Source organism: Pseudomonas sp. IPO3749 (assembly GCF_013386605.1).
Lineage (GTDB): Bacteria > Pseudomonadota > Gammaproteobacteria > Pseudomonadales > Pseudomonadaceae > Aquipseudomonas > Aquipseudomonas azotoformans_A.
Genome location: NZ_JACARN010000038.1, coordinates 43025 through 58196, shown reverse-complemented (window position 1 = coordinate 58196; position 15172 = coordinate 43025). Strand labels below are relative to the sequence as shown.

Annotated in this window: 15 protein-coding genes; 13 read left to right on the top strand and 2 right to left on the bottom strand. The window is 59.3% G+C overall.

Going from position 1 to position 15172, the window contains the following annotated elements; genetic code table 11:
- Positions 1–119 precede the first annotated feature (119 nt).
- Both HX812_RS16075 and HX812_RS16070 read right to left on the bottom strand, forming a co-directional pair.
- Positions 120–1340 carry a CaiB/BaiF CoA-transferase family protein gene (locus HX812_RS16075; RefSeq protein ID WP_038851155.1) on the bottom strand — a complete coding sequence of 407 codons (1221 nt, stop codon included), beginning with the start codon at positions 1338–1340 and terminating at the stop codon, positions 120–122.
- A 12-nt stretch (positions 1341–1352) separates the two neighbouring features.
- Positions 1353–2534, bottom strand: coding sequence for an acyl-CoA dehydrogenase (locus tag HX812_RS16070; RefSeq protein ID WP_003187423.1), 1182 nt, complete (start codon positions 2532–2534; stop codon positions 1353–1355).
- 157 nt (positions 2535–2691) lie between these two features.
- On the opposite strand from HX812_RS16070, the gene HX812_RS16065 reads away from it, so the two are divergent.
- The 13 genes from HX812_RS16065 (at position 2692) to HX812_RS16005 (ending at position 15138) form a co-directional block, all read left to right on the top strand.
- Positions 2692–3591, top strand: coding sequence for a LysR family transcriptional regulator (locus HX812_RS16065; protein WP_038851154.1), 900 nt, complete (start codon positions 2692–2694; stop codon positions 3589–3591).
- Between the two features lie 452 nt (positions 3592–4043).
- Entirely contained in the window at positions 4044–5165 is a 1122-nt protein-coding gene (locus tag HX812_RS16060) for a Re/Si-specific NAD(P)(+) transhydrogenase subunit alpha (RefSeq protein ID WP_038851152.1), read from the top strand.
- Between the two features lie 15 nt (positions 5166–5180).
- Positions 5181–5501, top strand: a complete 321-nt coding sequence (locus HX812_RS16055) for an NAD(P) transhydrogenase subunit alpha (RefSeq protein WP_003220416.1) — start codon at positions 5181–5183, stop codon at positions 5499–5501.
- The gene (locus HX812_RS16050; protein WP_122759123.1) at positions 5501–6937 is read left to right on the top strand and encodes an NAD(P)(+) transhydrogenase (Re/Si-specific) subunit beta; all 1437 of its coding nucleotides are present in this window, start codon (positions 5501–5503) and stop codon (positions 6935–6937) included. Before HX812_RS16055 ends, HX812_RS16050 begins: the two co-directional genes overlap by 1 nt.
- Positions 6938–7116: 179 nt before the next feature.
- Entirely contained in the window at positions 7117–8610 is a 1494-nt protein-coding gene (locus tag HX812_RS16045; RefSeq protein WP_038851148.1) for an acetyl-CoA hydrolase/transferase family protein, read from the top strand.
- A gap of 318 nt (positions 8611–8928) precedes the next feature.
- The gene (locus tag HX812_RS16040) at positions 8929–9144 is read left to right on the top strand and encodes a DUF1127 domain-containing protein (protein ID WP_012721550.1); all 216 of its coding nucleotides are present in this window, start codon (positions 8929–8931) and stop codon (positions 9142–9144) included.
- Between the two features lie 263 nt (positions 9145–9407).
- A complete protein-coding gene (locus HX812_RS16035) occupies positions 9408–9593 on the top strand; it encodes a DUF1127 domain-containing protein (protein ID WP_033901532.1) in 186 nt (61 codons plus the stop codon).
- A 136-nt stretch (positions 9594–9729) separates the two neighbouring features.
- On the top strand, positions 9730–10050 hold the full coding sequence (locus tag HX812_RS16030; RefSeq protein WP_038851147.1) for a DUF2388 domain-containing protein: 321 nt from the start codon (positions 9730–9732) through the stop codon (positions 10048–10050).
- An 80-nt stretch (positions 10051–10130) separates the two neighbouring features.
- Entirely contained in the window at positions 10131–10439 is a 309-nt protein-coding gene (locus HX812_RS16025) for a DUF2388 domain-containing protein (RefSeq protein ID WP_038851158.1), read from the top strand.
- Between the two features lie 38 nt (positions 10440–10477).
- Positions 10478–10798: a DUF2388 domain-containing protein gene (locus HX812_RS16020; protein WP_034110655.1), complete on the top strand. Its 321-nt coding sequence runs from the start codon at positions 10478–10480 to the stop codon at positions 10796–10798.
- Positions 10795–12756, top strand: coding sequence for a DUF4105 domain-containing protein (locus tag HX812_RS16015; protein WP_038851144.1), 1962 nt, complete (start codon positions 10795–10797; stop codon positions 12754–12756). The genes HX812_RS16020 and HX812_RS16015 overlap by 4 nt, the downstream gene beginning before the upstream one ends.
- Before the next feature lie 241 nt (positions 12757–12997).
- Entirely contained in the window at positions 12998–14305 is a 1308-nt protein-coding gene (locus HX812_RS16010) for a CitMHS family transporter (RefSeq protein ID WP_016978810.1), read from the top strand.
- Positions 14306–14370: 65 nt separating this feature from the next.
- The gene (locus tag HX812_RS16005) at positions 14371–15138 is read left to right on the top strand and encodes a TerC family protein (protein WP_033901535.1); all 768 of its coding nucleotides are present in this window, start codon (positions 14371–14373) and stop codon (positions 15136–15138) included.
- The last annotated feature ends 34 nt before the right edge of the window (positions 15139–15172 follow it).

The following is a 15172-nucleotide window of genomic DNA, read 5'->3' as shown; positions in this document are numbered from 1 at the left end:
ATTATAGGCCTCTGAAATCTGCCGTCAACCCTTGATTTTACTTTTCTATCAATTAGCGAGAATTGATTAAAAAACCACCAATTAAGAGCCGTCAGCACCTTCTATATAGAAGAAAGGATTCAGATAACACCCGCCGCCTTCAGAGCAACCACATTCGCCACACCCAATCCCAATACATCTTGAAGCACCTGAGCCGTATGCTCTCCCAGCAGCGGAGGCGCATTGCGATACTCCACCGGCGTCTTGGACAGCCTTATCGGACTGGCAACCTGAGGCACCATCCCCGCCAGCGCATGAGGCAATGCCATCTCCAACCCGCGCGCCTTGACCTGAGGGTCGGCAAACACCTGCGCAAGGTCATTGATTGGCCCACAAGGCACACCGACCCGTTCCAGCTGCGACACCCACTCAGCCGTCGTCTTGAACACCGTCGCCTGACGAATCAAAGGAATCAGCTCCGCCCGATTCGCCACCCGCACCTTATTAGAAGCGAAACGCGGATCATCCGCCCACTGCGGCTGCCCAGCCACTTCGGCAAACTTACGAAATTGCCCGTCATTACCCACCGTCAGGATGAAGTCTCCGTCAGCGGTGGGAAAATCCTGATAAGGCACGATATTCGGATGCGCATTACCCAGCCGCTTCGGCGGTGCCCCTGTCGTCAGGTAATTCATCGCCTGGTTGGCCAGGCAGGCCACCTGCACATCCAGTAACGCCATATCGATGTGCTGCCCGCCACCGTCATGATCGCGATGAGCCAGTGCCGCCAGAATCGCCACCGTCGAGTAGAGCCCCGTAAGAATGTCAGTCAGCGCCACACCTACCTTGACCGGGCCAGCACCGTCATCCCCCTCGGGGCGCCCCGTCAGGCTCATAAGTCCGCCTAACCCCTGAATCATGAAGTCATAGCCTGCCCGCGCCGCATAGGGCCCGGTCTGACCAAAGCCCGTGATCGAGCAGTAGATCAACTCGGGGTTGATCTCCTTCAGCGACTCATAGTCCAACCCATAAGCCGCAAGCCCGCCCACCTTGAAGTTTTCAATGAGGATGTCCGACTTGGCCGCCAGCTCACGCACCAGCGCCTGCCCCTCCGGCCGCGTGAAGTCGATTGTCACCGATTGCTTGTTGCGATTGGCCGACAGGTAGTAAGCCGCCTCACTAGTGTTCTCGCCGTAGGCATCCTTGAGGAAGGGCGGCCCCCAGGCGCGCGTATCGTCGCCACTGCCCGGTCGCTCGACCTTGATCACCTCAGCCCCAAGGTCCGCAAGGATCTGCCCGGACCAGGGGCCCGCCAGTACTCGCGATAGATCCAGTACACGTAGATGCGAAAGCGCGCCCATGCCGTGCTCCTATTAATAGAACGCCTGAAGACCGGTTTGCGCGCGCCCGAGGATCAGGGCATGCACATCATGAGTACCTTCATAGGTATTCACGACCTCCAGGTTGACCAGGTGACGCGCTACCCCGAACTCATCGGAAATGCCGTTACCACCGAGCATGTCGCGCGCCATACGCGCGATATCCAGGGATTTGCCGCAGGAGTTGCGCTTCATGATCGACGTGATTTCAACCGCCGCAGTGCCTTCATCCTTCATACGCCCCAGACGCAGGCAGCCTTGCAAGGCCAGCGTGATCTCGGTCTGCATGTCGGCCAGTTTCTTCTGGATCAGTTGGGTCGCCGCCAATGGACGGCCGAACTGCTGGCGATCCAGTGTGTACTGGCGAGCGGTATGCCAGCAGAACTCGGCAGCACCCAACGCCCCCCAGGAGATGCCATAACGCGCAGAGTTAAGGCAGGTAAAAGGCCCCTTCAAGCCGCGCACGTCCGGGAAGATGTTCTCTTCCGGCACAAATACGTTATCCATTACGATTTCACCGGTGATGGAAGCGCGAAGCCCGACCTTGCCGTGAATCGCCGGTGCGCTCAGGCCTTTCCAGCCTTTCTCCAAGACAAACCCACGGATATCGCCAGCATCGTCCTTGCCCCACACCACAAACACATCCGCAATCGGGCTGTTGGTGATCCACATCTTCGCGCCCGTCAGGCTGTAACCGCCGTCCACTTTTCGAGCCCGGGTAATCATCGCACCTGGATCAGACCCATGATTGGGCTCGGTCAGGCCGAAACAGCCGATCCATTCCCCAGACGCCAACTTCGGCAAGTACTTCTGTTTCTGCGCCTCGGTGCCAAACTCATTGATCGGCACCATGACCAGTGACGACTGCACACTCATCATCGAGCGATAGCCGGAGTCGACACGCTCTACTTCGCGGGCAATCAACCCATAACTGACGTAATTCAAGCCGCTGCCGCCGTACTGCTCGGGAATCATCGCACCGAGCAAACCGGTCTCGCCCATCTCGCGGAAAATCGCAGGGTCAGTCTTTTCATGGCGGAAGGCTTCGAGCACACGCGGCGCCAGCTTGTCCTGGGCGAACTGCTCAGCACTGTCACGCACCATGCGCTCTTCTTCGGTGAGCTGTTGATCCAGCAGCAGTGGATCGATCCAGTTGAAGCTTGCCTTGCCAGCCATGAATAAGTCCTCGCGGAAAGAAACGGAAGTCGTGGAACCAGCCTAGGCCCGACAGGCGAGGAGGGCAAACGAGGTTTCCGCATAGGGTTGTGCTAATTTCTCACTTCGAAACCGACGAAAAGCGCGCATATGCGCTTTACATGTGAGGACACGGTATATGCGCAGGAAAATCCCCAGTACCACCGCCCTTGTCAGTTTTGAAGCCGCGGCCCGCCACGAGAGCTTTACCAAGGCCGCGCACGAACTTTCGATCACGCAAGGCGCCATCTGTCGACAGATCGCCAGCCTTGAAGAGTTTTTGAGTGTCGAGCTGTTTCGCCGCTCACGGCGCGGGGTAAAACTGACGGAAGCAGGGCTGTCCTACAGCCGACGCATTGCCACGCAATTGGATGCCGTGGAGCGCGACACGCTTTCCGTCATGGGTCAGCAGGGCGCTAACACCATCGAGTTGGCCGTGGTCCCCACGTTCGGAACTCAATGGCTGATCCCACGCCTCAAGGATTTTCAACACCAGCACCCGGAAGTCACAGTCAACCTGACAAACCGCACACGACCCTTCCTGTTTGCCGACACCGAATTCGACGCCGCCATCTACTTCGGCGATGCCGACTGGTCCGGTACGGAATCGCACCGTTTGATGGGAGAAAACCCCGTCCCAGTGTGCAGCCCTCGACTGCTGGGTAGCAGCACGCAATTCAGCCCTCAGGAAATCGCAGAACTGCCTCTCCTTCAGCAAACGACGAGACCCTACGCGTGGCGCCAGTGGTTCAACGCGCAGCAGTTGAGCGTACCCCGCGACATGACAGGCCCCCGTTACGAGCTATTCTCGATGTTGTCCCAGGCCGCCATGCATGACATGGGGATCGCGCTGATCCCGCCGTTCCTTATCCAACGCGAATTGGAGGAGGGCCAACTGATGATTGCGAGTCCCGAGGCGCTGAGCAGCTCGAAGGCTTATTACTTGATGATTCCTGACAGAAAGGTCGAATCAGCCTCAATGCACGCATTCAGGGATTGGCTTATCGAACAATCACAGCGCTACAGCCCTAGTATTTAAAGGTCGAAATCGCATTGCTGACTCTGTAGTCAGCATATTTTTAATCCTACAGATATACGTATATGTCGCATTTAAACAGACTGTATCTGTCAGACAAAAATAGGGCTCAAAGCCACGACTCATATGGCCTGTAGCGACTAATACAAGCCAATGACCGACTATTCACATCAAAGATGTCAAAACGCTACAAAAACGCCTACAGGCCTTTAAGCCCCTGTATTTTAAGAGGTTAATTCAAAGCGTTGCGACAATCAGTCACAGGGTGACTTGTAGTTAATTTTTCGTCACCCGTCATAATCCCTTGATGGCCGTAAAGTTCGCCTGCAAAATGCCGCGCCCCGCTGTCATTTCAGCGGGATCGTGCTGATCGGCCGCCCCAGTTGCGCCACTCGCGGTGCACTGGCCTTTTTACAAAAAGATCAAAAGCAAAAAGATCATGCAGGAGATTTGACGTGCACATTGGTGTTCCTCTCGAAACCCAGACCGGTGAAACGCGGGTGGCTGCCACCCCGGAAACCATCAAGAAGCTGATCGGCCAGGGCCATAAGGTCACTGTACAAAGCGGCGCCGGCATTAAAGCCAGCATCACTGACAGTGCCTATGAAACGGCAGGCGCAACCATTGGCAGTGCCAACGATGCGTTTGGCGCCGAGCTGATCCTCAAGGTGGTTGCCCCCAGCGACAGCGAACTCGCGCTGATCAAAAGCGGCACCGTCTTGGTGGGCATGCTCAACCCGTTCAGCAACGAAACCATCGCCAAGCTGGCTGAGCGGGGCATCACTGCTTTTGCCCTTGAAGCCGCGCCGCGCACCTCGCGCGCGCAAAGCCTCGACGTGCTTTCGTCCCAGGCCAACATCGCCGGCTATAAAGCCGTGCTGCTCGCCGCTCATCACTACCCGCGCTTCATGCCGATGCTGATGACCGCCGCCGGTACCGTCAAAGCAGCGCGCGTGTTGATCCTCGGCGCGGGTGTTGCTGGCCTGCAGGCCATCGCTACGGCGAAACGTCTGGGTGCAGTGATCGAAGCGTCTGACGTGCGCCCGGCCGTAAAAGAGCAGATCGAATCCCTCGGCGCCAAGTTCGTCGACGTGCCCTACGAGACCGACGAAGAACGCGAATGCGCCGTCGGCGTTGGCGGCTACGCCCGTCCGATGCCAACCAGCTGGATGCAGCGCCAGGCCCTGGCCGTGCACGAACGCGCCAAGCAGGCCGACATCGTCATCACCACCGCTCTGATTCCAGGCCGCAAAGCGCCGACCCTGCTCAGCGCTGAAACCGTCGCACAGATGAAGCCCGGCTCCGTGGTGATTGACCTTGCCGCTGCCCAAGGTGGTAACTGCCCGCTGACCGTCGCTGACCAGGTCGTGGTGGAAAACGGCGTGATCATCTGCGGCCCGACCAACCTCGCCGGCGCTGTCGCCGCCGATGCGTCAGCCTTGTACGCGCGCAACCTGCTGGACTTCCTGAAGCTGGTCTTCACCCAGGAAGGGCAGTTTGAAATCAACCTCGAAGACGACATCGTCGCCGCGTGCCTGATGTGCCGCGACGGCCAAGTCATCCGCAAAAACGCCTAAGCAGGGATTCAGACGATGGAAGAACTTATCTCCCCCGGTATCTACAACCTGATCATCTTTGTGCTGGCGATTTATGTCGGTTACCACGTGGTCTGGAACGTGACCCCCGCGCTGCACACGCCATTGATGGCGGTGACCAACGCGATTTCCGCGATTGTGATCGTCGGCGCCATGCTGGCCGCCGCCCTCACCGTGACCCCGCTGGGCAAGACCATGGGCACCCTGGCCGTGGCGCTTGCGGCGGTGAACGTGTTCGGCGGCTTCCTGGTGACCCGCAGGATGCTTGAGATGTTCAAGAAGAAAGCCCCGAAAGCAAAAGAAGAGGCGCCTAAGTAATGAGCATGAATCTGGTAACGACGCTCTACTTGATCGCGTCGATCTGCTTCATCCAGGCCCTCAAAGGGCTGTCACATCCGACGACCTCGCGACGCGGCAACCTGTTCGGCATGCTCGGCATGGCGCTGGCGGTACTCACGACTGTGGGCCTCATCTATAAGCTCGGCGCTGAGCTGGCAACTGCGGGTATCGGCTACGTAATCGTCGGCTTGCTGGTTGGCGGCACCGCCGGTTCGATCATGGCCAAGCGCGTAGAAATGACCAAGATGCCGGAACTGGTGGCGTTCATGCACAGCATGATCGGTCTCGCAGCCGTGTTCATCGCCATCGCCGCCGTGGTCGAGCCGCAATCCCTGGGCATCGTCAAACACCTGGGCGACGCGATCCCTGCCGGTAACCGTCTGGAACTGTTCCTCGGCGCGGCCATCGGTGCCATCACCTTCTCCGGTTCGGTGATCGCATTTGGCAAGCTGTCGGGCAAGTACAAGTTCCGCCTGTTTCAGGGTGCACCGGTACAGTTCGGCGGTCAGCATAAATTGAATCTGGTGCTCGGCCTGCTGACGCTTGGCCTGGGCCTGGCCTTCATGTTCACCGGCAACCTCACCGCCTTCGCGCTGATGCTGGCGCTGGCCTTCGTGCTGGGCGTGCTGATCATCATCCCGATTGGCGGCGCCGACATGCCTGTGGTCGTCTCAATGCTCAACAGCTACTCCGGCTGGGCGGCGGCGGGCATCGGTTTCTCGCTGAACAACTCGATGCTGATCATCGCCGGCTCCCTGGTGGGCTCCAGCGGCGCGATCCTGTCGTACATCATGTGCAAGGCGATGAACCGCTCCTTCTTTAATGTACTGCTCGGCGGTTTCGGCAATGCGCCGGATGCGGGTGCCGCAGCCGGCTCCAAAGAAGCGCGCCCGGTGAAGTCCGGTTCGGCTGACGATGCGACCTTCCTGCTGACCAACGCCGATACCGTGATCATCGTTCCGGGCTACGGCCTGGCCGTGGCACGCGCACAACATGCGCTCAAGGAACTGACCGAGAAGCTGACTCACCACGGCGTCACCGTGAAATACGCGATCCATCCGGTGGCGGGCCGTATGCCTGGCCACATGAACGTGCTGCTCGCCGAGGCCGAAGTGCCATACGACCAGGTGTTCGAGATGGAAGACATCAACTCCGAATTCGGCCAGGCCGACGTGGTGCTGGTGCTGGGCGCGAACGACGTGGTCAACCCGGCCGCCAAGAACGATCCGAACTCACCGATCGCCGGCATGCCGATTCTCGAAGCCTTCAAGGCCAAGACCATCATCGTTAACAAGCGCTCGATGGCCAGCGGCTACGCCGGCCTGGATAACGAACTGTTCTATCTGGACAAGACCATGATGGTCTTTGGTGATGCCAAGAAGGTCATCGAAGACATGGTCAAAGCCGTCGAGTAACACTGCTTCAGCGCAATACTCGAAACCCCGGCCTCCAGTAGGCTGGGGTTTTTTATTACCGCATGAAACCCGACCAAAGGCTCTAAATCGCTGCCTGGCATTCGACCATGGTAGCGGGCCGAATTTTTTCGAAATCACTAAACTGCGCACCTTGCTTCCGTAGCCTGAGATAACAATCCATGTACCGTGATCGTATCCGCTTGCCTTCGTTGTTGAACAAGGTCATGAGCGCGGCAGACGCCGCCGCACTGATCGAGGACGGCATGACCGTCGGCATGAGCGGCTTCACCCGTGCCGGTGAAGCCAAGGCCGTCCCCCACGCCCTGGCTGAACGCGCCAAGACGTCGCCGCTGAAAATCACCCTGATGACCGGTGCCAGCCTGGGCAATGACCTGGACAAGCAACTGACCGAAGCGGGTGTACTGTCCCGGCGCATGCCGTTCCAGGTCGACAGCACCTTGCGCAAGGCGATCAACGCCGGCGAAGTGATGTTTATCGACCAGCACCTGTCGGAAACCGTCGAGCAACTGCGCAACAACCAGCTCAAGCTGCCGGATATTGCGGTGATTGAGGCGGTCGCAATCACTGAGCAAGGCCATATTGTGCCGACAACGTCTGTAGGCAACTCGGCCAGCTTTGCGATTTTCGCCAAGCAGGTGATCGTCGAGATCAACCTGGCACACAACCCGAACCTGGAAGGGTTGCACGACATCTATATCCCGACGTACCGGCCAACTCGTACGCCGATCCCACTGGTGAAGGTCGATGACCGGATCGGCAGCACTGCGATTCCGATTCCACCGGAAAAGATCGTTGCCATCGTTATCACCCACCAGGCCGACTCCGCTTCAACCGTAACGCCACCCGACAGCGATACCCAAGGCATCGCCAATCACCTGATCAACTTCCTCAAGCAGGAAGTCGACGCCGGCCGCATGACCAACAAACTTGGCCCGTTGCAGGCTGGCATCGGCAATATCGCCAACGCGGTGATGTGTGGCCTGATCGAATCGCCGTTCGAAGACCTGACCATGTATTCGGAAGTGTTGCAGGATTCGACCTTCGACCTGATCGACGCGGGCAAGCTGAGTTTCGCGTCGGGGAGCTCGATCACCCTGTCGGAGCGTCGCAATGCTGACGTGTTCGGCAACCTGGAGAAGTACAAGGACAAACTGGTACTGCGCCCGCAAGAGATCTCCAACCATCCGGAAGTGGTGCGTCGCCTGGGCATCATCGGTATCAACACCGCGCTGGAGTTCGACATCTACGGCAACGTCAACTCCACCCATGTCTGTGGCACACGGATGATGAACGGTATTGGCGGCTCCGGGGATTTTGCACGCAATGCGCACCTGGCGATCTTTGTTACCAAATCCATTGCCAAGGGCGGGGCGATTTCCAGCGTGGTGCCAATGGTCAGCCATGTGGACCACACCGAGCATGACGTCGACATCCTAGTCACCGAGGTTGGGCTTGCCGACCTGCGTGGCCTGGCGCCACGGGAACGGGCGCGGGTGATCATCGACAACTGTGTGCACCCCGCCTACCGCGACGCCCTGAACAGTTACTTCAATGCTGCCTGCGCCATCGGCGGGCACACGCCGCACATCCTGCGTGATGCACTGAGCTGGCACATCAACCTGGAAGAAACCGGGCATATGCTCAAGGCGTAATTGATACAGATACGGGCTGATGCAAACACAGTTTCATCAGCTCGACATCTCCACCGGCACTTATTGAAAAAACTGTACTGCTGTACCGGTCTTTTCTTACCGAAATATCCCACGCATCACTTCAAAAATGCCTATTTCGCACTACTTTAGTGCGGACAGGTACAGTTGCCCCATTTCCGTACAGTACAGCCCCTATAAACAGTTAACTGGCCCCTCACAATACAGGTGAACTGTATCTAGAGAGTCTTGCGCCGGAAGAGGATCATTGGCATCAGTTAAACCACTACCTAATCCCGCCACAAGCGGAAGGATGTCATCATGGAACGTACACTCAGTTCCGAACTGTTCTTCGAAGAAAAAGCTGTAAACACCCAGGCCTCCCTGCCTCTGCGCGTTATCGCCAACCTGATGTTGTGGCAGCGCCGCATCTCCAGCCGCCACCAACTGGCTCGCCTGGATTCGCGTCTGCTGGCTGACGCAGGCATCAGCGAAGCTCAACGCTACGAAGAGCTGAGCAAGCCGTTCTGGCGCTGATTTAGCGCTCGCTGGCCCTGACCTACCGGGTCCACCGCCAGCACCCTGATTTGTCAAAGCAAAGCCCGCCACGGGAAACCGGAGGCGGGCTTTGTTGTTTTCGGGGTTTGGGTTTTCAACCGTAAAACAGTGGCATGATTCGAAGACAGGTACAGTTTATAAAACACAACAGTTAAGCAGTACAATTTAACATCGGTGTATCTGTATCGGTCACATCGCCTCGTTCAACATGGTGCTCCAAGACCTCATGAAAGGTGCTCGCCATGGATACGCCGTCCCCCCGCTATAAACGGTTGTTACGCCAAGCGGCCTCGACCGTGGCCAAATGGCTGCGCCAGGCCTATGAACGGCGCCAGCTGTCGCAGCTTGATAGCCGTGAACTGTCCGACCTGGGCATCAGCCCTGGCGACCGAATGAACGAGCTGTCCAAACCGTTCTGGCGTGACTAGGCAGTCAAGATGCTTCCCGAACGGATAAACGGCGGCTTAATATCCAGTCACCACGTGGCGAACCGCGCAGTACAGGCGTCTGATCCCCAATAGCTGCCCTGCGCCACTTTATCCGTTCATCTACAGGAGTCATCCCATGTCCCGTCTTAGCCTGCTGAGTGCCGCCGCCCTGTTGGCCCTGGCTGCCAACGCCAACGCGACCAGCTTCATCGTGACCACCGACTCCATCGTCGGCGCGCTGAAAGCCACCTCCGACGCCAGCTCCGATGCCACCTCATCCCTGCGCGACAACAAAGTCGTACGCGCTGCCCGTGACGACGCCGCCAGCTTTGTTGCCAGCGAAGGCGCCATCCGTGGTGTGAAACTGGAAAGCGCCCTGGCCCAGATCCGCCAACAAGCGCCGCAGCTGAACACCGCAACTGACGCACAGCTGGCCCAGGCCATCCTGGCGATCTGAATGCAGGGCTGATGCCTGGGCGCTGGCTCTCGCCCGGGCATTACGCTAGCCTTGGCGCTCGTTTTCAGTTGTCGAGTCCCATGGCTTTTTCATACCGCCTGTTAATAGTTCCTGTATTGCTTTGCGCCGCCTGGTCGCCCTTGGCTTCGGCCTTCGACCTGACCACGCAGAGCACCGTTGCCAGTGCGTACGCCACCAGCAAGGTGACTTCCGCACCCTTCGACAGAAAAGTGATAATGGCCGCCCAGGATGACGCTGCCGCGTTTATCGCCACTGACGGCCAATGGCGGGGGGCACGGTTGGAGTCAGCGCTGGATTATCTGCGCCGCAGCCAACCAAAACTTAACGCCAGCGACCTTGAACTGGCGCAAGCAATTCTCGTCCAATAATCATCTCTGTATTCCATCTTTGTATTTGGAGTTATTCCATGCGTAGCCCGCTGATTGCCGCCACCCTTGGCCTGCTGTTGTTGGCCGACGTTGCCCAGGCACAGACCCTGGTGGCCACCAGTAACATCATTGTTCGCGCCTCTGGCCGCACCATTGATTTCACCTCGGACACCACCACCTCCATCCGCGACTCCAAAGTCGTGCGCGAAGCCCACGATGACGCTGCCAGCTTCGTCGCTACCAACGGCGAAATCCGTGGCGCACGCCTGGAAGCCGCCTTCGACACCCTGCGCACCCGTCTGCCGGAAGCCCGCGACGCCAGTGACCAGACCCTCGCCGAAGCTATCCTCGCACTGTGAGGCGAATGGCCGCCTGGCTCCTGGCCGGGGTTGTGCTGCTGTGTGCCAGCGCAGCCCAGGCCGACCTGCAGCTGCGGCTCAAGACCGAGGGCTTGAGCCCGGCTGAACAGCAGGCCAGCCAGGCGTTGCTCAATGAAGCGATGCGCGCTTTGCCGCCGCGCTTCATCGAGCAGCTGGACCGGCGCATCGATGTCGGCTGGACCGACAAGATGCCCGAGAACGCCTACGGGCAAGCCTCCCTGGTGTCCGAGCTGGATCTCAATCGCAACCTGCTCACCAGCCTGACCGACGGCAGCGCCGCCACCCAGAAAACCAATCGCCCCCACGGCACCGTACGCCGCGAAATGCTCGCCACCGTACTGCATGAACTGACGCACATTTATGACCGTGCACGCCTGTGGTCCAAAGCAGACCGCGCACTGATCAACCGCTGCAGCCGCCAGAACAACATCACCGGCTTGATCGGCCTGCCGGATCAATGCCGCGGCCAGAATGACCGACGCTTTACCCTCAGCGATGACCCCCGCCTGCTGGACCTTGCCGGCTGGCCGCAATACGTCGGCCGTCGTGGCGAGCGCGAACAAAACAACCATCAGGTCGCGCGCAGCCCGGACATCTACGAAACCACCAGCCCGCTGGAGTTCGTGGCGGTCAATATGGAGTACTTCCTGCTTGACCCAAGCTACGCCTGCCGCCGCCCCTCGCTGTTCCGTTATTACAAAGAACACTTTGGCTGGGCGCCGCCGAATCAAGACACCTGCGCCAACACCTACGCATTCCTGAACGCCGGCAACGATTTCGCCAAGACGCCGCTGGGCCATGTCGACCCAGAGCGCGTCTACGAAATCGACTACCTGCTGGCCGAAGCCAACCAGAACCTGGTGAGCCGCTGGGGCCATAGCATGTTGCGCCTGGTGATCTGCGCGCCAGGCCGGCCGCGTGGGCCGGATTGTCGGCTGGACCTGGACCAGCACCTGGTGTTGTCCTACCGCGCATTCGTCGGTGACGTACAGCTGTCGAGCTGGGACGGCCTGGTCGGCAAATACCCGTCGCGCCTGTTTGTGCTGCCGCTGGCGCAAGTGATCGACGAGTACACCAAGACCGAGTTGCGCGGCCTGGCCTCCGTGCCGCTGAAACTGACCCGCCAGGAAATCAACGACACCGTCGAGCATGCCGCCGAAATGCACTGGAGCTACGACGGCAACTACTTCTTCATTTCCAACAACTGTGCAGTGGAGAGCCTGAAACTGTTACGCAGCGGCAGCGCCAACCCGCAACTGACCGGTCTGGACAACATTACGCCCAACGGTTTGCTTGAGGTATTGAGTGCCCGCGGCCTTGCCGACACCAGCGTCTTGGACGACAAACGCCGGGCGTTACGCCTGGGCTATCACTTCGACTCCTTCCGCGAGCGCTACCAGGCGATGTTCGATGTACTGCGCAAGCATCTGCCGATCAAACAGACCCAGGTCGAAGACTGGCTGTCCCTCAGCGCAGAGGAACGTCGCCAGTGGTTCGGCCAGGCCGACCTGCGCACCAGTGCTGCGCTGTTGCTGCTTGAGCAGGCGAGCTTTCGCAAGCAGTTGATGCTGGCCCAGGACGAAGTCAAGCAACGCTACCTCGGCGCCCGCGAGCTGAAAAACGGCGGCATGGAGAAAGCCAACGCCACGCTGCAACAGATCCTCGCCAACAGCGGCTTCCTCAGCCGACCGGCAGAACTCTTGGGCAGCGGCGGCTATGGCCTGCCGCAACCTTCGGAAGCCAAGCGCCTGGAATCGGAAAGCGCCGAGCGCCAGAAGCAACTGCAATCACTGACTGGCGAGCTGGATAAAGAGGTGAGGGCGCTGCTGGACCCCTCGCGCTCCGCCGAGATTGCCGCGTGCGAAGCCAACCTCAAGCAGGTGGGCGAGCATTTGCGGGCATTGCACAAGGCGGCGGGCGGCCTGGAACTGCCCTGAAACGCCGAACAACCCTTCATCACCCTTTCAGCCGGCGAAAGCTGGCTGAAAGCTTACCCGTCTAGGATCGCCCCCACTGCCGGCAACAGACCGGCTGTTAACAACAACAATGGTGATTCCCGATGTCCGCTCGTACCCGCCTGTTTGCCCCCACTCCACCCGTACGCCTCGTGCCTTTCGTTCTGCGCTGACCCCCACCCGGTTCGCCATTCCCTAGCCGCGCTACGCCTGGAGTATTCCTATGCTGACTTTCCTTGGCTTTGCCATGGTCATCACGTTCATGTTCCTGATCATGACCAAGCGCCTGTCCGCGCTGATCGCCTTGATCATCGTGCCGATCCTGTTCGCGCTGTTCGGCGGTTTCGCGCCGGAGATCGGCCCGATGATGCTTGCGGGCATCACCAAACTCGCGCCGACCGGCGTGATGCTGATGTTCGCCATTCTCTACTTTGCCCTGATGATCGACTCCGGCCTGTTCGACCCGGCCGTGCGCAAGATCCTCAAGATGGTCAAGGGCGACCCGCTGAAAGTTTCGGTCGGCACCGCCGTGCTGGCCCTGGTCGTGTCCCTCGACGGTGACGGCGCCACCACCTACATGATCTGCGTGGCCGCCATGCTGCCGCTGTACCAGCGCATCGGCATGAGCCCGCGGATCATGGCCGGCCTGATCATCCTCGCCGGCGGCGTGATGAACATGACCCCCTGGGGTGGCCCGACCGCCCGTGCCGCCAGCGCGCTGCATGTGGACCCATCGGACATTTTCGTACCGATGATCCCAGCCATGGCCGCCGGCGTCGTCGCCATCCTGGTGATCGCCTACATGTACGGCCTGCGCGAGCGTGCACGCCTGGGCGAATTGCACCTGCAAGGCGACGAGATCGACCACAGCGAAATCAGCGTGTCGCAATTTCCGGACGCCCGACGTCCGAAGCTGATCTGGTTCAACGGTGCCCTGACCTTTGCCCTGATGTGCACACTGATTGCGGGCCTGTTGCCACTTCCGGTGCTGTTCATGGTGGCGTTCAGTATCGCGATGATCGTCAACTACCCATGCCTGCAGATGCAAAAAGACCGCGTCGCCGCCCACTCCGGCAGCGTACTGGCGGTGGTGGGGCTGATTTTCGCGGCCGGTATCTTCACTGGCATCCTGTCGGGCACCGGCATGGTCGATGCCATGTCCAAGAGCCTGCTGGCCGTCATTCCTGAGGCGCTGGGCCCGTACCTGGCGGTGATCACCGCGCTGGTGAGCATGCCGTTTACGTTCTTCATGTCCAACGATGCGTTCTACTATGGCGTACTGCCCGTACTCGCCGAAGCCGCCAGCCACTACGGCATCACGGCTGCAGAAATGGGCCGTGCGTCGATCGTCGGTCAACCGGTGCACCTGTTGAGCCCGCTGGTACCCTCGACCTACCTGCTGGTCGCTTTGGCTGGTATCGAGTTTGGCGATCACCAGCGCTTTACCCTCAAGTGGGCAGTACTGGTGTGCCTGTGCATAATGGTCGCCGCGTTGCTGATGGGGATTATTCCGCTGTTCAGCACTCTATAATCGTACCAACTCAACCGCGCGGCGCTGCAGCTTGCGCGGTTTAACACTTGCTCAAAGGAATACACATGGAATGGCTGACCAATCCGGAGATCTGGATTGCCTTCTTCACCCTGACGGCCCTCGAGATCGTCCTGGGCATCGATAACATCATCATGATTTCGATCCTGGTCAGCCGCATGCCCAAGCATATGCAGGCGCGCACCCGGATCTTCGGCCTGGCGCTGGCCATGGTCACGCGCATCCTGTTGCTGCTGTCGATCACCTGGGTAATGCAACTGACCGCCGACCTGTTCGTGGTCTTCGGCCAGGGCATTTCCGGTCGCGACCTGATCCTGTTCTTCGGTGGCCTGTTCCTGCTGTGGAAAAGCTCCCAGGAGATGTACCACGCGCTGGAAGGTGAAGACGAAACCCACGAAGAGCCAGGCGGCAAGGGTGGCAAGTTCATCTACACCATCGTGCAGATCGCCATCATCGACATCGTGTTCTCCCTGGACTCGGTCATCACCGCTGTCGGCATGGTGTCCCATGTCCCGGTCATGGTCGCGGCGATTGTCGTGGCGGTATTGGTGATGATGCTGGCAGCCGGCACCATCAGCGAATTCATCGACAAGCACCCGTCGCTGAAAATGCTGGCGCTGTCGTTCCTGCTGGTGGTGGGTACCGTGCTGATCGCCGAATCCTTCGATGTGCACGTGCCAAAAGGCTACGTCTACTTCGCCATGGCGTTCTCGCTGGCGGTGGAAGCGGTGAACATCAAGATGCGCACCGCCATCGCGAAAAAGAAAAAACAGCAGGACCCTGTGAAACTGCGCAAAGACATTCCGGGTCAATAAACCCGAGCCAGACAAAAGGGGCTTTTATAAGCCC